General features: G+C 63.2%; 20 protein-coding genes. 2 read left to right on the top strand and 18 right to left on the bottom strand.

Going from position 1 to position 23469, the window contains the following annotated elements; genetic code table 11:
- Window positions 1-17: 17 nt before the first annotated feature.
- Window positions 18-1235: a zinc-dependent alcohol dehydrogenase gene (locus tag E5S69_RS23420; RefSeq protein WP_171516982.1), complete on the bottom strand. Its 1218-nt coding sequence runs from the start codon at window positions 1233-1235 to the stop codon at window positions 18-20.
- A gap of 519 nt (window positions 1236-1754) precedes the next feature.
- Between E5S69_RS23420 and gstA the strand changes: the two genes are divergently transcribed.
- The gene (gene gstA / locus E5S69_RS23415) at window positions 1755-2363 is read left to right on the top strand and encodes a glutathione transferase GstA (protein ID WP_171516981.1); all 609 of its coding nucleotides are present in this window, start codon (window positions 1755-1757) and stop codon (window positions 2361-2363) included.
- Window positions 2364-2513: 150 nt separating this feature from the next.
- On the opposite strand, the gene E5S69_RS23410 is transcribed toward gstA, so the two are convergent.
- The 15 genes from E5S69_RS23410 to E5S69_RS23340 all read right to left on the bottom strand — a co-directional run bounded on the left by E5S69_RS23410 (window position 2514) and on the right by E5S69_RS23340 (window position 19164).
- Window positions 2514-2843, bottom strand: a complete 330-nt coding sequence (locus tag E5S69_RS23410) for a DUF1484 family protein (protein WP_171516980.1) — start codon at window positions 2841-2843, stop codon at window positions 2514-2516.
- Between the two features lie 1375 nt (window positions 2844-4218).
- Complete coding sequence (locus E5S69_RS23405) at window positions 4219-5208, bottom strand: porin (protein WP_336510611.1); 990 nt, start codon at window positions 5206-5208, stop codon at window positions 4219-4221.
- A 383-nt stretch (window positions 5209-5591) separates the two neighbouring features.
- Window positions 5592-6545: a D-2-hydroxyacid dehydrogenase gene (locus tag E5S69_RS23400; protein ID WP_171516979.1), complete on the bottom strand. Its 954-nt coding sequence runs from the start codon at window positions 6543-6545 to the stop codon at window positions 5592-5594.
- 36 nt (window positions 6546-6581) lie between these two features.
- Window positions 6582-7586: an aldo/keto reductase gene (locus E5S69_RS23395; RefSeq protein WP_171516978.1), complete on the bottom strand. Its 1005-nt coding sequence runs from the start codon at window positions 7584-7586 to the stop codon at window positions 6582-6584.
- 18 nt (window positions 7587-7604) lie between these two features.
- Window positions 7605-8168 (bottom strand): DUF2889 domain-containing protein, encoded by a 564-nt coding sequence (locus E5S69_RS23390; RefSeq protein WP_171516977.1) that lies wholly within the window; start codon window positions 8166-8168, stop codon window positions 7605-7607.
- Window positions 8169-8350: 182 nt separating this feature from the next.
- Window positions 8351-9352, bottom strand: coding sequence for a Bug family tripartite tricarboxylate transporter substrate binding protein (locus E5S69_RS23385; protein ID WP_171516976.1), 1002 nt, complete (start codon window positions 9350-9352; stop codon window positions 8351-8353).
- Between the two features lie 330 nt (window positions 9353-9682).
- The gene (locus E5S69_RS23380) at window positions 9683-10819 is read right to left on the bottom strand and encodes an acyl-CoA dehydrogenase family protein (protein WP_171516975.1); all 1137 of its coding nucleotides are present in this window, start codon (window positions 10817-10819) and stop codon (window positions 9683-9685) included.
- 54 nt (window positions 10820-10873) lie between these two features.
- Window positions 10874-11593, bottom strand: coding sequence for a nitroreductase (locus E5S69_RS23375; protein WP_423766664.1), 720 nt, complete (start codon window positions 11591-11593; stop codon window positions 10874-10876).
- A gap of 25 nt (window positions 11594-11618) precedes the next feature.
- Entirely contained in the window at window positions 11619-12818 is a 1200-nt protein-coding gene (locus E5S69_RS23370; RefSeq protein WP_171516973.1) for a CaiB/BaiF CoA transferase family protein, read from the bottom strand.
- Between the two features lie 53 nt (window positions 12819-12871).
- The gene (locus E5S69_RS23365; RefSeq protein ID WP_171516972.1) at window positions 12872-13663 is read right to left on the bottom strand and encodes an enoyl-CoA hydratase/isomerase family protein; all 792 of its coding nucleotides are present in this window, start codon (window positions 13661-13663) and stop codon (window positions 12872-12874) included.
- A gap of 45 nt (window positions 13664-13708) precedes the next feature.
- Window positions 13709-14848, bottom strand: coding sequence for an acyl-CoA dehydrogenase family protein (locus E5S69_RS23360; RefSeq protein WP_171516971.1), 1140 nt, complete (start codon window positions 14846-14848; stop codon window positions 13709-13711).
- A complete protein-coding gene (locus tag E5S69_RS23355) occupies window positions 14845-15945 on the bottom strand; it encodes an acyl-CoA dehydrogenase family protein (RefSeq protein ID WP_171516970.1) in 1101 nt (366 codons plus the stop codon). Before E5S69_RS23355 ends, E5S69_RS23360 begins: the two co-directional genes overlap by 4 nt.
- A gap of 31 nt (window positions 15946-15976) precedes the next feature.
- Window positions 15977-16894 carry an SDR family NAD(P)-dependent oxidoreductase gene (locus E5S69_RS23350; RefSeq protein WP_171516969.1) on the bottom strand — a complete coding sequence of 306 codons (918 nt, stop codon included), beginning with the start codon at window positions 16892-16894 and terminating at the stop codon, window positions 15977-15979.
- 11 nt (window positions 16895-16905) lie between these two features.
- Window positions 16906-18084 (bottom strand): thiolase family protein, encoded by a 1179-nt coding sequence (locus tag E5S69_RS23345; protein WP_171516968.1) that lies wholly within the window; start codon window positions 18082-18084, stop codon window positions 16906-16908.
- A 75-nt stretch (window positions 18085-18159) separates the two neighbouring features.
- Complete coding sequence (locus E5S69_RS23340; RefSeq protein WP_236901417.1) at window positions 18160-19164, bottom strand: citryl-CoA lyase; 1005 nt, start codon at window positions 19162-19164, stop codon at window positions 18160-18162.
- On the opposite strand from E5S69_RS23340, the gene E5S69_RS23335 reads away from it, so the two are divergent.
- Window positions 19163-19936 carry an IclR family transcriptional regulator gene (locus E5S69_RS23335; RefSeq protein WP_236901416.1) on the top strand — a complete coding sequence of 258 codons (774 nt, stop codon included), beginning with the start codon at window positions 19163-19165 and terminating at the stop codon, window positions 19934-19936. The two genes, E5S69_RS23340 and E5S69_RS23335, sit on opposite strands and share 2 nt — an antisense overlap.
- 155 nt (window positions 19937-20091) lie before the next feature.
- Here the strand turns inward: E5S69_RS23335 and E5S69_RS23330 are convergent, their stop codons facing one another.
- Both E5S69_RS23330 and E5S69_RS23325 read right to left on the bottom strand, forming a co-directional pair.
- Complete coding sequence (locus tag E5S69_RS23330) at window positions 20092-21276, bottom strand: acetyl-CoA C-acyltransferase family protein (protein WP_171516967.1); 1185 nt, start codon at window positions 21274-21276, stop codon at window positions 20092-20094.
- Between the two features lie 55 nt (window positions 21277-21331).
- The gene (locus E5S69_RS23325; RefSeq protein WP_171516966.1) at window positions 21332-22114 is read right to left on the bottom strand and encodes an enoyl-CoA hydratase/isomerase family protein; all 783 of its coding nucleotides are present in this window, start codon (window positions 22112-22114) and stop codon (window positions 21332-21334) included.
- Window positions 22115-23469 lie beyond the last annotated feature (1355 nt).

The following is a 23469-nucleotide window of genomic DNA, read 5'->3' as shown; positions in this document are numbered from 1 at the left end:
ACCCCAAGGCGCCGTGGCTAGTGGACCGACCCCGGCTGCAGTTCGACCTTGATCCAGCCGGGCTGGCGCAAATCAAAGGCCTGGTAGGCCTCGATCGCCGATGTCATCGGCTCGCGCCGCGTCAGGATGGCGGCCGGGTCGACCGCTCCGGTGCGCACCAGTTCGACCAGCCGCGGGATATAGGCGCGGTGGTTGCAGTTGCCCATGCGCACGGTCAGGTTCTTGTTCATCGCCGCGCCGATCGGGAAACTGCGGTCGGTGGGCGGATACACGCCGATGATCGACAGCGTGCCGGCCTTGGCCAGCGCGCGGATGGCCCAGTCCAGTGCCTGCGCGGGCGCGTCGCCGGGGACCCAGTTGCCCTGCGCCGACGGGTGGGCATGCGGCGCCAGGCGCGCGGCCTCCTGCTCACTGTCCGGGATGGTCGGATCTTGCGCCGCCGGACCATGGTGCGCGTGCATGGCATCGACGCCGACGGCATCGATAGCCCGGTCCACGCCAATGCCGCCGGTCAGCTGCACGATGGTCTCCACCGGATCTTCGGTATCGAAGTTCACTACCTCGGCGCCCTGCGCGCGCGCCATGTCAAGCCGGTCCGGCACCGCGTCCACGGCAAAGATGCGGCCCGCGCCCATCAGCCTCGCCGAAGCGATCACGAACTGCCCCACCGGGCCGCAGCCGAACACCGCCACCGTGTGGCCGGGATGGATGCTGGCCAGGTCCGCGCCGAAATATCCGGTCGGGAAAATGTCGGAAAGCATGATCGCCTGCTCGTCGCTGATGTTGTCCGGCAGCTTGACCAGGTTGACGTGGGCGAACGGCACCCGCGCCTTTTCTGCCTGCAGCCCCTGGAACGGGCCGGTCTGCTCGGGCCCGCCATAGAAGGCGGTGCCAGCCTGCTTGCCGTGCGGGTTGGCGTTGTCGCACTGCGCGTAGTAGCCGGCGCGGCAGTACGAGCAATAGCCGCAGGCAATGGTGGACGGGATCACGACCCGGTCGCCCACGCTGAGGTTGCGCACGCCTTTGCCAAGCGCCTCGACCACGCCCACGCCCTCGTGGCCGAGCACGGTGCCGGGCGCCAACCCTTCCATGGTGCCGCGCACGAAGTGCAGGTCGGTGCCGCAGATGGCACTGGCGGTCAGGCGCACGATGGCGTCGGTATCCTGCTCGATTACCGGCTCCGGCACGTCATCGAGCCGGATGTCGCCGATACCGTGAAATACAACCGCTTTCATGGTGTCCTCCACATGAAGCCGGAGCCACCTCCGGCGAAGTCACTGGGAGTACCGCTGCTGCAAGGAACATTCCCGAGGGCTCCGCCTCCAGGTGCCGGCGCAGGGACCGCAGGCCGGAAGCGCGCCCTGGCAATTTCTGCTACGCGCCTTGCAATCCATTCCGGCGCGCGCAGGCACCCGTGCTTCAGGGCGCCTCACACAGCGAGCCTTCTGCTGCAGAGTGGCCCGCAGGCTGCATTTTGCAGGTGCCACAGCGTGCGCGGCGGCGTCGTCGTAATGGCGTGCCACCGGCTCCGGCAAGCCGGCAGACAGAGATGACTCGGGCATGTCGATTGCTAAATCACACCTGGCGCCCACACGATCTTCCACACACCTTACACAAAGGGCCCGGCCGCGCTGGCCGCTGCGCCCAGCCACTTGCGCCCGGCGGCAGGTATCCGCGTCATGACGCGATCGAAGTCCCGCGCCGGCGCCATCCCGCTTGTTACGCTGGCGCCCCCTGTCAAGGAGACACGAATCATGAAGCTGTACTACGCTCCCGGCGCATGCTCGCTCGCGCCACATATTGTCCTCATCGAGACCGGCCTTCCCTTCTCCACCGAGCGCGTCGACTTGCGCGCCCAGCCGCACAAAACCGAGCGTGGCGTTGACTACAAGACCCTCAATGCCAAGGGCTACGTGCCGACGCTGGCGCTCGATAACGGCGATCTTCTGACGGAGGCGGCTGTGGTGCTTCAGTACATCGCCGACCAGGCCCCGGAAAAAGGGCTGGCTCCGGCGTGCAATACGCTTGAGCGCTATCGCTTGCAGGAATGGCTGAATTTCATTTCGTCGGAACTGCACAAGGGCTTTGGGCCATTCTGGAAACCCGACACGCCGCAGGAACAGAAAGATGCGACGTGGGAACGCCTGTCACAGCGGTTCGACTGGATGGCCCCGCAGCTCACGGACAAGGACCACCTGATGGGGCAGTTCAGCGTCGCCGACGCCTACCTGTTCACCATCCTGAGATGGCCTAGCCATTTCAAGCTGTCGCTTGAACGCTGGCCTGCGCTGCAAGCGTTTCGGTCGAGAGTTGCCGCGCGCCCCGCGGTGCAGCGGGCGCTGAAGGATGAGGGTATTGGTTGACCTACGGCGCCACTGCCTCACTCGCCATGCTGTTGGCCGTGGGCGTGGCACCTACTGATGACTAATTGAACCGAATCTCTTGTTTGCCTGAGAGACCAAAGAGACGGCGCGAGACCAACTGGCTCGCGCCGTTTGCTGTTGTTGATCCAGTCAGACCAGTGCCTGCAGGCGGCAAACGCTTTCGTCCAATTGCTTCCTGAGCGGCGAGAGCAAGGCATGCAGACCGACGCCTTGAGTGGTGGTGTCGCACTGCAAGTCAAGCAGGGTCAGGAAGGATTCAAGTCCCGCGCTAACACGCAGGATGTCATTCGTGATCTCAAGGATGTGGTCCTCAAGGGTAATGACCGAACTGGGGACCAGCGGTGCAGCTTTGGTGCGACGACGAGCCTGGACGCGGTGGGCCTTGGCAAGGTTCTCCGCCAGTTGCGTTGGCTTCTGGGCCAGGACGGGCTCTTGGGGAGCCGGGGTAGTGCTTTGCATAATGACCTCCGTGCTAAAGGGATGGAGGCCCGTCGTCGTCCGCTGCTAATCGGGGTGGGCGGGCACAGGGCAGGGTTAGCAGACCGGGCACGGAACCGGCGAGCCTTAAGGCTCCCCCGCCAAGGCCCGCCCGCAGGTATGGGCGTTCGATGGCGCGACGGACAGAGCCGCTCGCGCGGACTGTCCGTCGATCGGTGCACAGGCTGCTAAACCCGGTCGCCGTTGTTCTGGCGACAGACCATTCTCGAACACGGGCAAAGGAGCGGCTCGACTGGAAACGAATTTTGACATAGTGGGGTATGGCAGGCAGTGCCGGGAGCATTGATGAATCACTGCCTCGGCGGGGGGCACTTGTCGGCCAGAAACGGACATTCGGTTCTTTGCAGGCAATGTCAGTTTGCAGTCACAAGCTGACGCTGACCAGGACCACCGCGCGTCTGCGACCGTCCCTCGCGAGGCTGTTCCGTTCAACTTCGCCCTGCCAAACGCCGCCCCGTCGCTGCCGAAAATAGCGCTTACACGGCATCGGCTAGCGGCTCAACGCTGATGGCGTTGGACCGGGTGGGAGCACAAAGGGGGGAGCCGGCGCTTTGGAGCAAACGCTCCTGTCTGCTTCGCTTGCAGCGTTCCCAAAGGGCCAATCGGCCCAACGGATTCCAGCCTCGATTGAAAATCGGAGCTGATGCGCCTTTGACTGTACGCAACGATGTCGTACGGCCCACACGATACCTCGTAAGCCGGCGTGGCCGGACGCCTGAACTGTCGCGGTACAACGATCCATGACATCGTCCCGAGGGTACATCTGCAGCTCCGCACCGCTTGCTAGAGCTACGGCGATTTCAAAGGACGAACCCGTCAACAGTGCTTGCCGCAATTGCCTGGCTAGCCGAGCCTCTACGAACTCTTGCGAGTCGACCAATGCCATGCTGCGTAGCTCTCGGACCGACGCACGGATATGGTGAAGTAGATGACCGATGCCGCCGCGAGTATCGGACATCGTCATGGGCTGTACTCGCATCTTACCTAGGCGATACAAAGACAGACATGCCTGACATGCCCAATGCACATCGCCAGTCGGGAGGATCTCCCGGTTCCCGCGCAAGGAGCGTCTCTGCGTGCCAGGGTCTTCGACCACGCCTGGTCGTCGAGGCACTCGCGTTCACGCGCCTGTTCATGTTGCCTTCCGCGTCCTGAACCGCGTCGGCACCCGGAACAACACAACTATCGCAGCTTGAGGGCTGGCCGCACGCTCCCCTACCGGCGCTTCGCAGACCACCTCACGGTGGCCTGCGCACGGCTCGGGGTCGATGCAATTCGCTATTCCTTCGTCGTAGTGGACTTCCACCACGGACTCCTTACCGGTCTCCCGGCGCACTCAGAACTTATGGCGAACGCTCATCGACGCTCCCACCTGGCTCGCGCCTGGCGTGATCGCACTGCCAAATCCGTTCAGGCCCAAGTTCGAGTTGTCCTTGTTCCGCACATATCCCACCGTCAGGAATGCATCCGTGCGCTTGGAAAGCGCATAGTTGGCCGAGGCCACCAGTTCCCAGGGATCTTGGCCATTGCGCTTGTTGTTGAAGTAATAGCCCGCCCCGGTCAGTGTGAGTGCTGGCGTAGCTTTATAGCGGTAGCCGAGCCAGTAGAGGTCATTGCGACGCGAGCCGCCGATGTCACCATTAAACCAGCGATAGCCCGCCAAGATCGTCGAGTTGCCGAAGGAAAAGTTGGCCGCTGCCGCGATACGCCGGTCGGTCTGATCCGAATTCTGCCCCGTGATACCTCGCGTTCCCTGCTGCTGGTCATAGATAAGGGTCGCACCGAACGGTCCGCTGGCGTATTCCAGGCCGCCCCCCATGGCTCGATCGCTCTTGACGTCGCCGGGCGTCTCGCCGGCAATGGCGCTCCCTGTTGCGCCCGTTACCGTGGTGCCGCGCGCAAAGCTGTAGAATGCGATCGCGGTGACAGGCCCGAACTTCCCTGTGTACTTTGCCGTGTTGTCGTAGCGACCGACCAGGGCCGGATCCATGCCGAGAGCCGAGTAGCGCGCGGCCAGCACCATCGGTTCGTAGTTGATCAGAAGATCATACAGCGCGCTCTGCTGGCGCCCAAGAGTGACCCGGCCCCATTGGTCCTCGAGGCCGACAAAGGCTTGGCGACCGAACAGACGACCACCTTGGCTCATGACTCCCGTGTCGAGATCGAAGCCGTTTTCGAGGACAAATATCGCCTTCATAGTGCCGCCAAGACCCTCTGTGCCGCGCAAGCCCCACCGGGAACCGGACACATTGCCAGAATTCATACGAGTCAGCGTGTTGCCGTTCGCATTGGCATGATTGAGGAACTCGAACCCGATGTCCGCCACCCATATAGGGTGACAGAGGTCTGCGCGCCTGCGATTGGCGCAGCTAGCGCCAGCAGTGCGGCGACATAGTGCTTCTTCATTAGTCTCCTCCCTTGATTTCAACTTCTAACAAAACGAAGGCTGGGTGAAGGCGATCAAGATGGACCTCGCCCACCCCTATTCGCTCTGCGCCACACGGACATGAAGGCAGGCAGCGGGACGCCGACAGCCGGGTCGCCTGCCCGGTCTATCGCCGTAACGTGATGGCGTCGTCGCGACCCGCCTGGTATCCGCGCGTGCGTCCGTCGCGTACGGGTCTGGTCCGTTCGATGCCCGCACAAGTGGGTGCCAAGGCCGCGCGAGGTCAGCGGCGCGGCCAGGAACCCCGAAGCCATCGCGACGGTTCAGCTCACCACGTTGGCGGAAGCGCCACGCGCAAACGCTTCAATGTTGGCAGCCAGCTGATCCGCCAATGCCTGGACGGCCTCGTCGCTGGCCCAGGCCACGTGCGGTGTGAGGATGAAGTCAGGACGCCGCAGCAGTCTCATGAAGGGATGATCACCAGGCGGCGGTTCGACTGACACCACGTCGAAGGCAGCGCCACCGATCTGTCCGCGCTCGAGCGCCTCGGCCAGTGCAGTCTCGTCGACAAGTCCGCCGCGGGCTGTGTTGATCAACAACGGCCGTCGCTGCATCATGTCGAACTCACGCGCCGAGATCATGTTGCGGGTCTTCGGCAGCAAAGGGCAATGCAGCGTCAGAATGTCTGCCCGCTCCAGCGTCTGTTCAAACGGCGTGTACAAAGTACCCTGGTCCGATCGACCCTTGAATCCCGAGAACAGAACAGTCATACCGAGTGAGCGGCCTATGGCAGCGACCGCCTGACCGAGTACACCATCGCCGATGATGCCAAGGGTCGCACCGGCGAGATCGCGAATCGGATGGTCGAAGAAGCAGAACTGCCTGGCCTCTTGCCAGCGTCCCGCGATGACGGAATCTCGATACGCGCAAATGCTTCGGCGCAACGCAAAGATTAGCGCGAAGGTGTGCTCGGGAACCGTGTGCACCGCATAGTTCCGGATGTTGCTGACGACGACACCAAGCTCACGGCATGCCTGCAAGTCGACGTTGTCGGTTCCAGTTGCTGCGACGGCGACCATTCGCAAATTGCGCGCGCCGCGCAGGGCCTGGCGCGTGAGTTTCACCTTGTTGGTGATCACCACATCCGCATCGCGCAAGCGCACTCCCACCTCGTCTTCGGCGGTGCTGCCATACACCTGCAACTCATGCTGAAAGCTGAAGGCAGGCAAACGCGTCTGGGGCGACAGGGTGTCCCTGTCGAGAAAGACAATCTTCATTGGATGGCTGCTATTGAGAGAGATGAAAGCGCAAGATCAGAAGGGCGCCGCATCGCCAAGTCGGAACTCGTGGGTGATCGTGTCCAACTGGTCCAGGACCTGTTCATCCAACTTCGTATCGCCCGCGAGCAGCACCTGCGACAGCTGGGACGCGCGACTCACCCCCAAGACCGCGCAGGTCACGCCGCGTTGAGCGAGCAGCCAAGCCACCGCCAGCCGTTCAGGAGAAATGCCTGCACCGTGGGCGACGTTCATGATTCGGCCAACCGCTTCGAACTCTTTTTCATGCCAGTACCGCTGCCTGTACGCAGCCGCAGTGCTGCCTGCGCCGAAGCGCGTCGCCGCCTCAGGTGGCGCCCCCTTGAGATACTTTCCCGTCAGCAAGCCACCGGCCAGAGGGTTGTAGCAGAGCGTCGCGAGGTTCTCCGCCTCACACATGGGAAACAGGTCGCGCTCGAACTGGCGGAACAGCAGGTTGTAGCGGGGCTGTACGGTAACGGGCTTCACCAGTTGAAGTGCCTCGCTGCGCCCGAGCGCACGCGCAATGCGCCACGCGCCCCAGTTGGAGACGCCGACGTAGCGCGCCCGGCCGCTGCGCACGATGGTGTCGAGCGCCTCGAGCGTCTCGTCAAGGGGCGTGGAGGGATCGTCCCGGTGCAACTGGAAAAGGTCTACGTAATCGGTGCCGAGCCGGGCGAGCGACGCGTCGACCGCGTCCAGGAGGTGCTTGCGCGACGTACCGGCGTCCCATGGCAGTGGGCCCATGGGGCCCCCGGCCTTGGTCGTGACGATAAAGCGTTGCCGGCGACCCTTCAGCCATCGCCCGATGATCTCCTCGGTCAAGCCCTTGCGCTCGTCCGGCGCGTCGCTGGGGTATCGGTTCGCAGTGTCGATGAAATTGACGCCGGCCTCCGTGGCCGCATCGAGGATTGCGACAGACTCGCTTTCGTCGGCATTGGAGCCGAACGTCATGGTTCCCAGACACAGGCGCGAGACGTGCAAGCCGGTGTTTCCGAGGCGGATCAGGTTGCTACTGCTCATACATTCCTTGCTGTGAATTCATGGCGCCCCGCGCTTTGCTTTTCGCGGGAGCTGCATCAGCCGCGCTGCAACCTCCCGATCTGCCGCGAACGCGTAGCAACTGTCCACCCAGGCGCGTCGCTGCGCGTCGTTGCCAGGATCGCCGATCGTCGCTGCCCGCTGCGGCGCAAGACCCTGGATTGCGGTGGTCGCCATGGGTCCCAGAAGCTCCACGATGTGCGTGCAGGACGCCGCGCCCCTGAGCAATTCGCGAACGCGCTTGTTCCACCCCGCTCCAATGCTCAGACCGACTAGCGGCTCAAGGGTACGTGCGGCTCCCGGGCAGATGCTGAAGGGCGTGGCGCGCATCACCGCATCCGCCGCGTGTACCAGAAGATCCGAGTCGAGTACGAGGCGAACTGTGATGTCGTGAAGGTGCTCGCCAGGCGGCGTCTCCTTCTCAGCCAGCATGCGACGAAAAGGGTGGGTCTTGGTGTCGACCAGCCGCCCCTCCACCTCGTATAAAGCGTCGCTGCGACGAAAGAAGCGGACGTCCACTTTCCGGTGGTGCAACTCCTCGCGCGTGATCGACTCAGTGTTCATAAATTCTCCGAAGGAGGCCATTGAACTTTCTCGCCTGGACGGGCGGGCTTGCGACCCAGGTGAGCCTCGCGTTAGTCAAAGCCCGACCACGCCTGGGCAGGTCATGTGTCCATAAGGTCCGCAGGTGGCCGATCGGACCGATCTGTTGCTAAGGCGCGTAGGCCCGTTGTGCACATTCACGGTTACTCCGGAACGATCCCTAGCGTTGCAAACGTGTTCTTCCACACGTCCGCCTCCTCCGCATATTCCCTGGCGAATTGTGCCGGCGACGATGGGACCAACGTGCCTGAGAGGCGCGCCTCCAACGACTTGCGGGCCGGTTCGTCTGCATACAAAGAGCCGAAGGCGCGCGCGATGATGTTGGCCACCGCCGCCGGCGTGCCTTTAGGCACGAAGATCCCGCCCCACGATATGGGCAGGAAGCCCTTATAGCCAACTGCTTCTTCGAGCGTGGGTACGTCCGGCAGGGCGGCGAGCCGCTTGCGGTCGACCACCGCGAGCGCATGCAACTCCTTCCGGTCGATATGGCCCTTCACCGCGAGATGCCCACTGAGGGCGAGTTGCGTGTCGTCGCGCAGAAGTGCGAGGGTCAATGGCCCCATGCCGTTGAAATCGACCGCCGAATAGCGCACCCCCATCGATTTCGCCAGAAGTGCCATCGAGAGATCGAAGAACGACGCGCGGCCGGCTCCGCTAAAAAAAATTCCTTGCGGCGAGGACTTGCTCAACGCCACCAACTCGGCCATCGTCTTCGCGCGCTGCGCCGTTTTCGCATTGGTAACGAACACGACCGGAGCGTTGAAAACACGGTAGACCGGTATCAGGTCCGTCAGGGGATCGAAGCGAAGATTGCGGGTCGTGTACTTCGCCAGGAGCATGCTCGGACTGGCCATCAGAAGCGTGTGGCCGTCGTTCGCGGCCAGCGCGTACTCGGTGCCGACGATGCCGCCTGCGCCGGCCTTGTTCTCCACGATGACTGGCTGCTTCCAGATTCCCTCCAGCCGCGGCGCAAGAAGACGCGCGATCGTGTCGGTCCCCGAGCCCGGGCCCGTGCCCACCACGATCCTCACAGGCCGGGTAGGCCAGGCGGGCGCCTGGGCGAAGGACGATAGCGGCGACAGAGAGGCGGCGGCGACGCTCAAAAGGAAGTTACGGCGGCTCGAAGAAGTGCTGTGGCAATTCATTTGTCTCATCCTTTGATTTATGTCGGACCATCGTCAAATGACGTGGACTGCTCCCGGGTCAATTGCCTGAGTCAGTGAATCGTAAGGTTGACGCTGCTAACCGAAAAGTTGCTCGTCCATGATGTGGATGCTTTACGGGGGGAGCAGTAGTTACTGGAAATGCGCCACACCGGCAGCGCCAACGATGCAGTCCAACGTGGACGATTTTCTTGCGTCAATCACGCGCGCCTGCCGCCTTGTACGGTGAGATCCAGGTGTCAAAATCAGCCAAGCTGTCATCCACAATGCGGATACTGATCATCTGCATTGGCCGCACAGAGCCTTCTCCCGCTAATCCCTCAGCAACTGTTTTGCGATCATGTTGCGCTGGATCTCGTTTGCGCCCTCGAAAATCCGCATGACTCGCAACTCCCGGTAGACCCGCTCCACCACCATGCCCTTGATATAGCCCGCACCTCCAAAAATCTGCAGGGCTTTGTCCGCAATGCGATTTGCAACTTCTGTGCAGAACACTTTGGCGTAAGAGGATTTCAACCGCACGTCAACGCCGGTCTGCAGGCCCCATGCCGCATCCAGCAGCAGCATCCGCGCAGCATGCTGCTCCATTGCCATGTCGGCCAGCATGTGCTGCAGAACTTGATGGGACGACAGTGGTTCGCCGAACGTCACGCGATCTTTGGAATATTGCAAAGCGTGTTCAAAGGCAATCTGGCTGCCTCCCAGGGCTTGACAGCCGACATTCACACGGGCTTCATTCAACCCTGAGACGGCATAGTAGAAGCCGCGATTCTCCTCCCCCAGCAAGTTCTCAGCAGGGATCTCGCAGTTCTCGAAGGTTAGCCCGTACACACCGTTAGTCATGAAACCCATGGTGCGGATGGGCTTGCTCATGCTGAAGCCAGCAGTTTTCGGCTCTACAAAGAAAGCCGACACGCCATCGCGCCCTTTGCTGTTGTCGGTCTTGGCAAACACCAGAAACAAGTCGCCGCGTTCGGCGTTTGAAATGTATGTCTTGGAGCCATTAAGGACCCATCGGTCTCCTTTCTTCACGGCGGTTGTTCTCATCGCTCCGACGTCCGATCCCGCGTCCGGCTCGGTCAATGCGAAGCAGGCCGTAGCGCCGGCCGCGATCCGCGGCAGCCATTCATCCTTCTGCGCCGATGTGCCATGCAGGAGCAGCAATTGCGGAATGGGGCCTAATGCGTTTCGAATGGAGGGCCAGAACTGAGGCGGCATGCGCGCGAGCTCCATCTGGACCAATGCCAACGTGACTTTGTCGACAGGGGTTCCGCCGAACTCCTCAGGAATGGACAAGCCGTAGTAGCCCATCTCCCGCAAGGTGGTGTCCACATCCGCATGCACTTCGTTTGTCTCGTGGAAGTGCGGCTCGTACCTGAGCAAGTCGTTGACCACTTTCTGCGTCGACGCCTGCATGGCGAGCGAGTCGTCGGAGAGCTTGAAGTCCATAAATTTCCTTGGTGCGTTCGTTGAACGGGTTGAAGACCCAGACAGGCGGCTGCCTCAGATCCATCGGGTGAAACTCTCGACCGCCTCTCGCGGGGTTCTGTAGGTGTTCACTGGCGCCGACTCGTCTGCGTAGCCCAGCGCCATGCCGCACACCAACATTTCGTTGGCACCTGCGCCGATAAATGGCAGGACGATCTTTGCGCAATTGTTCCAAGCCGCCTGGGGGCAGGTGTGCAGGCCAAGGGCGCGCGCCGCCAGCATCAGCGTCTGCAGGAACATGCCGTAGTCGATCAGCGAGCCTCGGCCCATGACGCGGTCGATGGTGAACATGAGGCCGACCGGCGCGTCGAAAAAGCGGTAGTTCCGTTGTCCCTGCGCATGCATCTTGTCCTTCTCGCCTTTTCCGATTCCAAGGTGACCGTACAAGGTCCAGCCGTTGTGACGTCGCCGATCGATGTACGGCGAGACCCACTCAGAAGGGTAGTAGCCGTCCACCTCACCGTACTCGGCGGTGAAGTTTGCAAGGGTCGCATCGTGCGCAGCACAGACCTGCGCCACGAGTGCATCCCGACGATCGCCCTGCAGTACGTACACCTTCCACGGCTGGGTGTTCGTGCTGGACGCCGCGCAACTTGCGAGCCGCAGGATTTCTTCGACTTGCTGGCGCGAGACCGGCTTGTCGCGCAAGAACGCACGGCACGAGAAGCGGCTTTCGATGGCCGCTACCACGCTGGTCGGATCCTGAACGACTGCGTCGACCTGGGACATGGTCATGGGTGTCTCCATGGTGTTCGGCATCTCAGACCGTGCCCGCCTGGCGCAGCTCGGCGATCCGCCCGGCCGAGAGCCCTACCAGTTGGCGCAGGATCTCGTCGGTATCCGCACCCAGGGCGGGCGCTGGCTTGATCTGCGGGGACGGTGTCCCGCTGAACCGCGGTTGCACGGCCGGCATCTTCAGCTCGCCGATCTGCGGGTGCTCGACGCTGGCGATGGTGCCCCGGGCCTCGTAGTGCGGGTCTGCAACGATGTCCTTGATCGAGTAGATCAACGAGTAAGCGAGGCCCTTCTCTTCGAGGATCCGGCACACCTCCAGCACCGGCAGCGACTTGATCCAAGCGGCGACGATGACGTTGAGCTCCTCGACGCACGCCGTGCGTTTCAAATGGGTCGAATAGCGCTCTTCACCGCCCAGGGCCGGAATGGCTTCGCACAGCCGGCCGAACATGCGGTCGTTGGACACGGTCAGGACGATGTAGCGTCCATCGCAGGTTTCGAAATGGTCGCCCGGGGCTGCAGCGAAGTGCAGGTTGCCCGTGCGCTCGCGCGGCAGTCCCATCTTGTCGTAGGCTGTGACCATCACGTCGGTGAAGCGGAACACCGTCTCGTACAACGACAGATCGATCTGCTGACCTTCGCCGCCGCGCGTATCCCGGTGGTAGAGCGCCACCATGACTCCGAACGCGCCAAACAACGCCGTCGAGTAGTCGGCCATCGCCGTGCCCAGCTTGACCGGAGCGCGGTCCGGATAGCCCGTGGCGTTCAGCGTGCCACCCATCGCCAGGGCAATGCGGTCGTAACCCGCCCGGTTCGCGTACGGGCCGGTCTGGCCATAGCCGGACACACTCAGCATCACGAGCCTTGGGTTGACTTGCTTCAGATGCTCCCACGAGAGGTTCCACTTGCCCAGGATGCCGGGGCGGAAGTTCTCCACCAGCACATCGGCGTGCTTCAACATTTCCTTCAGAATCCGCTGGCCTTCGGGATGGTGCAGATCGAGCGTCACGGACTTCTTGTTGCGCCCTTCGACGTTCCACCAAAGGCTCTCGCCTTGCACCGCCGGCCCGATATGGCGCAGAGAGTCCCCGCGGCCCGGCTGCTCGATCTTGATCACGTCCGCACCGAGGTCTGCCAGCAGCGTTGCAGCGACGGGACCCGCAACCATCGTGCCGATGTCGATCACGCGGATGCCGGCCAACGGGCCTTTGTCTTTCGGTTCCATACTTCTGTTTCCTTCAAGTCGTCGATATCAAGACACCGCACATCGGTGAAGACTCAGTTGCCCGTGAACCGAGGGGCGCGCTTTTCCTTGAACGCGGCGAGCCCTTCGACCCGGTCCGCAGAGAAATGGTGCAAGTTGCTCAAGGCACGCTCATAGCGCAGCCCGATGGACAGCGGCTGATCCAGCGCATCATTGAGCGCCTGCTTCATGCGGCCCAGCACCAGCGGGCTCTTGGCCGCGAGCTTCTTGGCCAGCGCCTCCACGGCGCCGATGAAGCCGTCGTCGGCGACCACCAGGTTAACAAGGCCTAGGGCCTTCCACTCGCTGGCCGGATGCATGTCGCCCGTGAACATCAGCAGCTTGGCGTTATTCAGTCCCACCTTGCGCGGCAAGCGCGCGGTGGCGCCTGCGCCGGGAAACAGGGCGTAGTTCGAATGGGCATCGCCGATGCGGGCGGACTCGGCTGCGATGACCAGGTCACAGGCGAGCACGAGTTCTAGTCCACCCGCCACCGCGATCCCGTTGATGGCCGCGATGACAGGCTTGGTGGACGCTTCGATCAGCTCGGTCAGGCTGCCGATCGCCTTCACGAACTCGGCACCGCTCTCCGGGCGGCTGCGGGCCGGGTCCTTCAGATCGGCGCCGGCGCAGAACGCCCGGCCCTCGCCCGTCAGGACGATCACGCGTACTTCCGGGTCGCCCTGGGCATCTTCGATCGCCTGCGTCAATGCATTGACGAGCGACAGGGTCAGCGAGTTCAACGCCTGTGGACGATTGAGCTTCAACCACAGCACCGCGTCGCGCTGTTGTTGATCGAGTTCTTCGGTGTTCAGTGCGGTTTCCATGTTCAGCCTTCGAGGATTGGGTGTTGAAAGTTGGATCGGATCTGCTCAACGCAGTCCAAGGGACTTGGCGACGATGCCGCGCAGCACTTCCTTCGTGCCACCGCGGATCGTGCAGGACGGCGCGTGCAGGATCACGTTGGCCAGCGCGGCGCTGTACCCGTTGGTGGCGCCGGTATCAGGCTCGGTCGGCAGAGCCAGTCGAAGGGTCTCGGGAATCTCCTGCTCGAAGCAGGAGCCGAGGTCTTTGACCAGGGCAGCATGCAGCGGGGCGTCCTGCTCGTCGGCGAGCATCGTGGTGATCGAACGCGACATCCGCCGCAGCGTCGAGAGGTGGGCCACCAGACGCCCTACGGTCCGCGCGCCTTCGGTCGACGGCTGCTGCTTGAGCGCGGCAACGAATTCCTCGACCGCGCCCATGTGGGACATAAACCGGTCGGGGCCGCTGCGCTCGAACGTCAGCTCGCTCGTGACCTGTTGCCAGCCCTGGCCCTCGACGCCGATGAGGGCATCGTCAGCGAGGAACACATCCTGGAAATGGACTTCGTTGAAGTCTGCGTCTCCAGCGATGTTGACGATGGGCCGGCATGTGATGCCGGGCGTCTTCATGTCGACCAGGAACTGGCTCAAGCCGGCCTGCCGCACTTCACTCGCGGGCGCTGTACGGCACAGCAGGATCATGTAGTGCGTGCGGTGCGCACTCGACGTCCAGATCTTGGCACCGTTCACCAGCCAGCCGCCGTCCACCTTGGTGGCGCGCGTGCGCACCGATGCGAGATCCGACCCCGAGTCCGGTTCGCTCAAGCCGATGCAGAAGTAGCACTTCCCAGCGGCGATCCGGGGAATGATTTCCTCGCGCTGGCGCTCGCTGCCGAAGCGCAACAGCAGCGGCCCGCTCTGGCGCTCGGCCACCGCATGCGCAAAGACCGGTGCGCGCACGGCGAGCAGCTCCTCCAGAACGACCAGGCGCTCCATCAAGCCGTAGCCGCCGCCGCCATAGTGCTTTGGAAAGCCCATGCCGATCCAGCCACGTTTGCCGAGCGCTTCGCTGAACTCGGGATCGAAGCCGCCGAAAGAAGCGGCTCCGTGACGATTGCCGTGCCAGCCGTCGAGGAACTCTCGAACTTCGGCACGCAGCGCCTCACCGATGTCGGAATGCCGCGGGCGCGGAAAGGAAAGCTTGTTCATCGTGCGGCTCCTGCTTCTTCTGTTGCGCCACGCGCGACCGTGGCCATGGGCACCATGGCGCGCCAAAGAGACTGCGTGGAATCACCGGCCAGGAGTCGCTCGCCCAACTCGCGAGACCAGAACGCCTCGTTGCCGAACTCGTCTCTCCAGGACCAGAGCCGCTTGGTGAAATGGTGCAGTTCGTGCTCTTCGGTGAAGCCGATGGCACCGAAGGTCTGGTGCGCAATCGCGCAGGCCTGGCCTGCTGCTTCACCGGTTCGGATCTTGGCGCTGGCGGCGGCAATGCTGTGCGTAAGGGGTTCGCCCACGGGTTCGCCCACCTCGCCAAACCATTCATCGATCGCTTCGCTGCCGGCTTCGGCGGCCGCATGCGCGGCTGCCGCCTGCGTCGCCAGAAGTGCGATGTTCTGTTGCACCGCCTGGAACTTGCCGATCGGTCGGCCGAACTGCACGCGAAGGTTGGCGTACTCGACGCAGAGAGCAAGAGTCCGTTCGATCGCTCCGGCCATGAGCGCACTGCGCAGGATGGCTGCAAGGCAGAGCAGCGCACGCGCGTCGAACGGCGCGGGAGCCACCGCCTGCGGCACGACTCCATCGAGCACCAGGGTATCGCGCGGCTCTCCGGCGAGATTGCGGCCCGATGTGATGGAGACGCCCGCCGCATCACGGGCAACGACGATCAATTGCGCAGCGGTGCCGGACCCCACGATGAAGGCGACATGCGTGCATGTGTCGCCCCATGGGACACGGGGGAGCGTGCCATCGACGCGCCAGCCGTCGCGGGCGGAACCCAGCCGGATCTGCTCGGAGTGCACCGATGACGCAATGGTCGGCGAGCTCGCGCCCTCGACGCCGGCGTGGTCCATCAGCCAGTGTCCAACCATCGCTTCGGCCAGCGGAACAGCCGCGGCATGCTCACCGGCAAGTGACAGCAGCCCGCAAGCATCTGCCCAGCTCACGCCGGCGCCCCCCTTGCTCTCGGGCAGCAAGGCCTTGTCGAATCCGGATTCTTGCAGAACTGCCCACAGGTCCTGGGGCTTGTCCGCGAATATCCGCAGGGCCGCTTCATGCAGCATGTCACGCGTCTCTTCACTCATCGCTTATCTCCTGGTGGTGGGCTCTGTCGCTTTAAACGGGATCCCAGGTGAAGATGTCGCGCGACTTGTCCAGCGGATAGAACGAGGGCTTCATCGTGGGCAGCGCCACCTCAAGGCAGGTGTCGACGGTCCAGCCTTCGCCGCGGTGGGCGGTGCGGATCGGTCGCGGCTGCGAGAACAGGTAGATCTCGTTGCTGCGAACGCCGAAGATCTGTCCGGTCACGCCACTGGCTTCGTCGGTAAGCAGCGCACAGGTGAACGGCGCGATCTTGGCGACCTCCATGCGCTGGTTGACCAGCGTGCGGGCGAGGCCCTCGGGGTTGTCGGTCGGGATCGAGCTCACCATGCGGGTGAACGCGAATGGCGCAATGCAGTTCGACCGCACGTGGAAGCGCTCCATGTCCAGCGCGATCGATTTCGACAGGCCGACGATGCCCATCTTGGCGGCGGCGTAGTTGGCCTGCGCGCCGTTGCCGATCAAGCCCGAGGTCGACGTCATGTGCACGATGGCACCGGACTCCTGGCTTCTGAAGTGGGGTGCAACGGCACGGGCCATGTTGAAGCAGCCCTTCAGGTGCACCTTCACCACCGCGTCGAAGTCTTCCTCCGACATCTTGTGGAAGTACCCATCGCGCAGGTTGCCGGCGTTGTTCACCAGGCCGTCGACGCGTCCGTACAGATCGATCGCCTGCTGCACGATTTGTTGTGCCGAATTCCACTCGGCCACGCTGTCGGTGTTGGCGCTGGCCTCGCCGCCCGCGGCGCGAATCTGGTCCGCCGTCTGCTGGGCCGGCCCGGCACTACGCTCGCCGTCGCCCTCCATGTTCACACCCAGGTCGTTCACGACAACCTTCGCGCCCTGGCGTGCCGCCTCGAGTGCGATCTCCTTGCCCACCCCGGCGCCTGCGCCGGTCACCACGATTACTTTGCCTTGCAGTCGTTGCGTCATTGCTGCTTCCTTCATGCCGTGAGGATGGAGACCACCGCTACCGCGGACTCGTGACCGACTTGGCCACCCGAGTTTTGTGCCAGAGCAACCTTGGCACCCGGCCGCTGCCGCGCCCCTGCTTCGCCGCGCAGTTGCTGGACCAGTTCGGCGATCTGAGCCGCACCGGTGGCGCCGATCGGATGGCCCCTGCTGAGCAGGCCGCCGCTCGGGTTGACGGAGATCCGGCCGCCGATGTCCGTAGCACCGCTGCGCAGCAGCTCGACGCCCTGTCCCTCGGGACAGAACTGCACGACTTCGTAGTTGATGAGCTCACCGGGAGCCGATGCATCGTGGACCTCAGCGACATGGACCTCGTCCGGCCCGATCGAGGCTTCCTTGTAGGCGGCCTTCGCGGCGCTGACCGAAGCGCTCGGCTTGGTGGGGTCCGCCATCCCGGACAAGAGGACGGAGCTTGCAACCCACACCGGCCGGCTCCCCGTCAGCTGTGCCGCGACACGGCTCGAGACGAGAACGATCGCGGCGGCGCCGTCCCCGATCGACGAGCACATCGGCAGCGTCAGCGGCTCGCTGATCATGCGGGCGGCCAGGACCTCTTCGACCGTCGTCTCCTTGCGGAACTGCGCGTACGGGTTCAGGGCGCCGGCACGCCGGCTCTTGACGGTGATCCGGGCGAAGTCCTCTGGCGTCGTTCCGGTCGCCTTCATGTAGCGCCGCGTGCGTTCCGCGTAAATGTCCATGAAGATGGATCCGCTGCCGGAGCCGATGTGCGCCGGCATGACATCTTCCTTGTCCACCGCGCCGCCGAACGCGCCGAAGGACACGGCCTTGTCGGGGTGGCTCAGTTTTTCCGCACCGACAGCCATGGCCACGTCCGACTGGCCGCTGGCCACGGAGTGCCAGGCGAGGTGAAAGGCCGTGCTGCCGGTCGCGCAAGCGTTCTCGACGCTGACCATCGGCTTGCCGAGCAGGCCGGTGTAGCGCAGAGCGGCTTGCGCACGCACCATTTCCTGGCCCGTGATGAGGCCGGCTGCTGCGTTGCCGAAAAAGACGCGGTCGACGCGCTCGGCTCCGATGCCGGCATCGGCCAGGGCGTTGCGTACCGCTTCTTCCGCGGAAGTTCTGACCGAACGGTCCATGAACTTTCCGAACGAGGTCATGCCAATGCCGACGATTGCGACGGGGGTGGTCATAGTCTTTCCAATCCAGGTGATGAAGATGTCAATGGGGGGTGCCGACGACTGCTACGGTTGTCGAAGCGGGCGCGATCAGATCGCGCTGGGGTTTTCGTTCTTGCGGCGGGCAGGGCCGTCGTACTCGACCTGGTCCAGGGTGATCTGGCGCCAGCCCGGCTCCCGCACCTTTTCTTCGAATGCGTGGGCGAACAAGCCCGCGGTGCGCGGAACGACAATGAAGGCGCGAGCCAGCCGCCAGTCGAATCCCATGTCCGAGATGATTGCGCCAACCGCCGCATCGATGTTCGCCAGCAGCGGTCGGTTCTTCTTCTTGATGAGCGCCTTCTCCAGCTCGCGCGTCATCCGCACATGGTCACCTGCGATCCCATACTCTTCGGCCAGAGCGAACAGCACCTTGCCGCGAGGATCGCCCTCGGCATGCTGCGGATGACCGAAGCCATCCAGCCGCTTGTGGTTGGCCACGTACTCGGTCGCTACATCCTCATAGGTGCGACCGCTCGAAGCAGCCAGGGACACCAGCTCCTGGATGTAGCGGGAGAACTCTTCGCCGGCGCCTCCGTGTACGTCGCCAAACATCATGGCACCGGCCGCGACCGCGCACTGGATCGGCACGCCGGCTGCCTGCACAAAACGGGTCACTGTCGAGGACGGTGAAATGCCGTGGTCGGCGACCGAGATGAACATCGCGTTGATGATCTTGGACTCGTTGCCCTTGGGCAGTTCGCCCTTGTACAGCAGGTACACCATGGCGCCGAAGTCGATCTTGCCCACCAAATCGGTGAGGACGTCGTAACCCCTGACCATCGTGCCTTCATGGGGGCTGGGGTCACCGATGGCGGTGCGCCAGTATTTGCGCTCGGCGGGCTTGGTCATGTTGGTCATGCAGTGCTCCATTTCAGTGAGGGGCGTGAAGCGATCGAGATGGATCTCGAACTCGTCAGGGGAATCGTAGGTCCAGGTGTTCGGATCCCAAATCAGCATGTCCACCATATGGATATTTTCTCCTGCGAACGACCGAATAAACGCGCAGAAATCACGCTTCACCGCCCATGCTGTCCATGCTATGATCGGAATCATGAACAGTACGGACTATCGCGGGACGCAGAGCATCGATCGCACAGTCGGTCTTTTGAAGCACGTGGTTGCCCATGGAGCCCATGGGCTGACGGTGGCCGAACTTGTGGCGATCAGCGAACTCGAGCGTCCGACGGTGCACCGCATCGTCCAGGCTCTGGAACGGCAGGGCTTATTGAAACGGCCCGCTGGGTCGAAGCGCTATGTGCTGGGCGATTACTGCCGCGTGATGGCAGCTGCCTTTGCTGATCGGGCCGACCTGAGGACGGTGTGTGAACCAGTCCTGAGAGCTGTTTCAGAGGAGACGGGAAACAGCGCATTCCTCATTGCTCGCCTGGGGTACGAAACGATCTGCCTGGCCCGTGTGCTTGGCTCGTACCCGGTGCAGGTGTTGACGGTAAACGTCGGTAGCAGGAACCCTTTGGGCGCAGGCGCAGGGGGTCTCGCGATCCTGTCCACGTTGCCTCTGGACGAGCAAAACGAATGCATCCGCGCGAATGCAAAGCGGCTAGCAGAGTACGGCTCGCTCACCGAGTCCACGCTGCGGGCGCTCATTCGTGCAACCCAACTCCGCGGTCATGCCGTCATCGGACACTACAACGTGCCAGGCGTCGTCGGGGTCGGAGTGGCCATGCGCAACGCGAGCGGCAACGTCGTGGGCGCAATCACCACTTCTTCCATCGAAAGTCGGATGTCAAGGGAACAGCAACAGATTGCGGCCCTCTCCATCGCGACGCACATTGAGCGAATCCAGTCTTCGCTGGACATTCTCTGATCGACGCGAAAACCTCATGCTGAAGTCCTCGACATTGTGCTTGAGCTAGCCAGTGGTCAGAGAACGTCCAAAGACGGTTGAACGCGCTCGATGTGCTTGGCCGCCACTCGGCCGAAGTAGGCAGTTCACGGCGAGTGCAAATTTCGAACCGATCCTCAGACCCGTTCGAAGACCGCCGCGATGCCTTGGCCACCGCCGATGCACATCGTCACCAGCGCATAGCGGCCGCCGGTCCGCTGCAACTCGGCGATGGCCTTGACCATAATGATGGCGCCGGTCGCGCCCACCGGATGGCCGAGCGAAATGCCCGATCCATTGGGATTTACCTTCTCCGGGTCGAGGCCCAGTTCCTGCATCACCGCGCAGGCCTGCGCCGCAAAGGCCTCGTTCGACTCGATGACGTCGAAATCGGTCACCTTCAGCCCAGTGCGCTCCATCACGTTTCGTGTCGCCGGCACCGGACCGATCCCCATGTAGGCCGGCTCAACACCTGCATGCGCGTAGCCCACCAAGCGTGCAAGCGGCCGCAGGCCAAGGGAGCGCACGCGGTCAGCGTCGGCGAGGACTACCGCGGCTGCGCCGTCGTTGATACCTGAGGCGTTGCCGGCGGTCACCAGGCCGTCCTTTTTGAACGCCGGCTTCATCTTCGCCAGCACTTCGACCGTGATATCGGCGCGCACGTGCTCGTCGGTGTCGAACACGGTTGCGCCCTTGCGCGTCCTGATTTCCACCGGAACGATCTGCTCTTTGAAGCGGCCCGCAGTGATGGCTTCCGATGCGCGCCGCTGGCTACGCGCGGCGAGTTCGTCCATGCGTTCGCGAGAGATGTTGTAGCGCACGGCAACGTTCTCGGCCGTGATGCCCATATGGATGTTCTCCCACGGGTCGTGCAGGATCCCCAACATGTAGTCGAGTAGCACCGCGTCGCCCATGCGCGCGCCGTAGCGCGCTGAAGTATCGAGATACGGCCCCCGGCTCATCGATTCGGAGCCGCCGCCGATGGCAATACTGCAATCGCCGACCGCGATGGCCTGCGCCGCCGATACGATCGCCTGTAAGCCGGAGCCACATAGACGATTGACGTTGAAGGCCGGCGTCTCGACTCTGCAACCGGCGTCGATAGCGGCCACGCGGCTGAGGTAGGCGTCCTTCACATCCGTGGGGATTACGTTGCCCATCACGACGTGGCCGATGGCATCGGCTGGCACGCCGCTCCGCTCGATGGCCGCTTGCACTGCGGTGGTGGCCAGTTGCGTGTTGGGCACATCCTTGAGCGCGCCGCCGAAGGTGCCAATGGCGGTGCGGGCGGTGCCAATTACGAAGATGTCGCGGGAGGTCATGGGTTCGAGTCTCCTGGGTCCGAGGGATCGAAAGAAACAGCAAAAAAAGAAGAACTCAGCGCCCGGTGAAGGACGGCGTCTTCCGATTTCGGAAGGCGTCAACGCCGATCCGGAAGTCGTCGGTGGCAGCACAGGCTTGAAAGCCAGCCGCCTCGGCGTCGAGCTGGCCCGCCAGGTTGCGGTCGATGGAGCTGCGCATCAACCGGCGCAGGTGACCAAAGGCCAGGGTTGGGCCACTCGCCAACCGGTGCGCCAGTGCCAACGCCTCGGCCCCCAGCTCAGCGGCCGGCACCACACGGTTGATCAACCCCATGCGCTCAGCGGCGTCGGCGTCATGCGTGTCGCTGAGCAGCGCAATTTCCAGCGCGCGCCTCAGCCCCACCTGACGCGGCAAAGCCCACGATGCGCCGACGTCGCAGCTGGCGCCGATGTTCGCGTACGCGAGGTTGAAGCGCGTGCCGGCGGCGGCCAACACGAAGTCCGCTTGCAGAATCAAGCTCAGTCCCGCGCCGGCCGCCACGCCATGGACCTGCGCAACAAGCGGGGCGTCCATGGTGTCTAGCACCCGCACGGCTTCGTGCAGGGGGCCGATCAGCTCAGCCGCGCCGCGCTGCGGGTCGGCACTGAGCACGGCCAGGTCGCCGCCGGCCATGAAGCCGTTTCCAGCGCCGCGCATGATCACGGCGCGCACGCCGGGGTCGGCGGCCAATTCGCGTACAGCGGAGAGAAACGCGCGCGCCATAGGCGGGTCGATGGCATTGAGCGCCGCCGGCCGGTTGAAGCAGATTGAGGCCACCGCGCCGTCGCGCTCAAGCAGCAGGGGAATGTCAGTGGTCATGATGGGTTCGCGATCCTGACGATGCGTCATGCGGCGACATTGAAGAAGCTAAATCGCTCATCAGCGTGCCCTCCATTTTCCGTGGTACTGGGTTTCATCCAGACGAATGTGTTGGCGCATAATCGCGCGTCCCCGACTATCTCGGAACAAAGCATTTGAGCAAAGATGGCCGTCCACATTGTGATAAGTTTGTGCTGGCACCTGATCTGCAACCGCGGACTGAATATCCCTAGAAATTCAGTGTCAGGAGGCACCGCCAGATCATGGGCCGCCAGCCATCCCACATTCACTGCTGTCAGCGCCAGGCGCAAGGAAGTCGGCTACGCGGCTGTAACCTCCATTGCAACCGGCGGTTTGATCTCGGTGTACGGCGCGGCAGTTGCGCGCCGCCGCCTGGGATTTCCCCGCATAGAGATCCCCCCGTCAATCTCGCCGCGCATCCGCGCGTTCCATCGGGGCCACGTCAGGTTCGCTCGATGCCCGCAAAGGTGCACAGAACTTCGACTGCATTGCCGGTGGGGTCGTAGGGTGGGTTGCCGATACCGCTCGAGGTGGGTTCCGCGATCACAGCGTTCCAAAGCCGGTCGTGATTGCCCTATCGCGCGCCCTTGCCGGCCAACAGCCCGTTCTTGCGCCGGCGGGCGACTCCCTTCTCGATCGCCCCGCGCAGCGCGCCCTAGTTCTCGATCCGCTGTCGCAGGACGACAGCACGAAGCCACTCCAGAACCGCGCGCTCTCTGGCCCCGTGTCCCGATAATGACGGGGTGCCCGCATTCGGCGCGCAACCTTGGTGGCCTCACACCACCCGTCGTACAGTCCCTCAGTTCGCCCCACTCAATCCCCCCGCTGATAGTGGCCATTACGCTTGGCGCGCGCATCTTGACGAGATCGATTATCAAGCGGCGCTTGCGCATTTCGGAGCGCGTCCGGTACAAAGCAACGGTCCAGTTCAGGTCCTGCGCTGGAGAATTCGAAGGTTCGGCAGCCGTCTTCATAGCGAGATCTGCGGCCGTCTCTTTATCGGCCGAAACTGGCCTTTGGCGTTATGAGGCGGAATGTCCCAGTAGGGTCGGAAGCGGTAGTCCGTGGTCGCTGCCGGCCTGGCGAGCGATGATCGGCCGCCTTTGGCCAATTGCGGTCATTGATCGCGTCGTGTTCCAGGACTCTTTTGACTCCATCAACAGACGCTCAAAGCGGTCGAAGGCCGTTGGCCCGCGCAATAGCTATAGTGCGATAGCTCACGCGTCGCTCTTCCTTAGGCACACGGCTGTAGTTGGGCAGACTCGCATGGTCGCCGTGTTCGAGAGATGAAGCCATTGTTGCGACCGCGGAGAGTCTGATCCGGCTTGGCCTGC

The sequence above is a fragment of the Cupriavidus necator genome (assembly GCF_013141915.1).
Lineage (GTDB): Bacteria > Pseudomonadota > Gammaproteobacteria > Burkholderiales > Burkholderiaceae > Cupriavidus > Cupriavidus necator_B.
The sequence above is the reverse complement of the archived record's forward strand: the minus strand, read 5'-3'. Positions and strand labels throughout refer to the sequence as shown.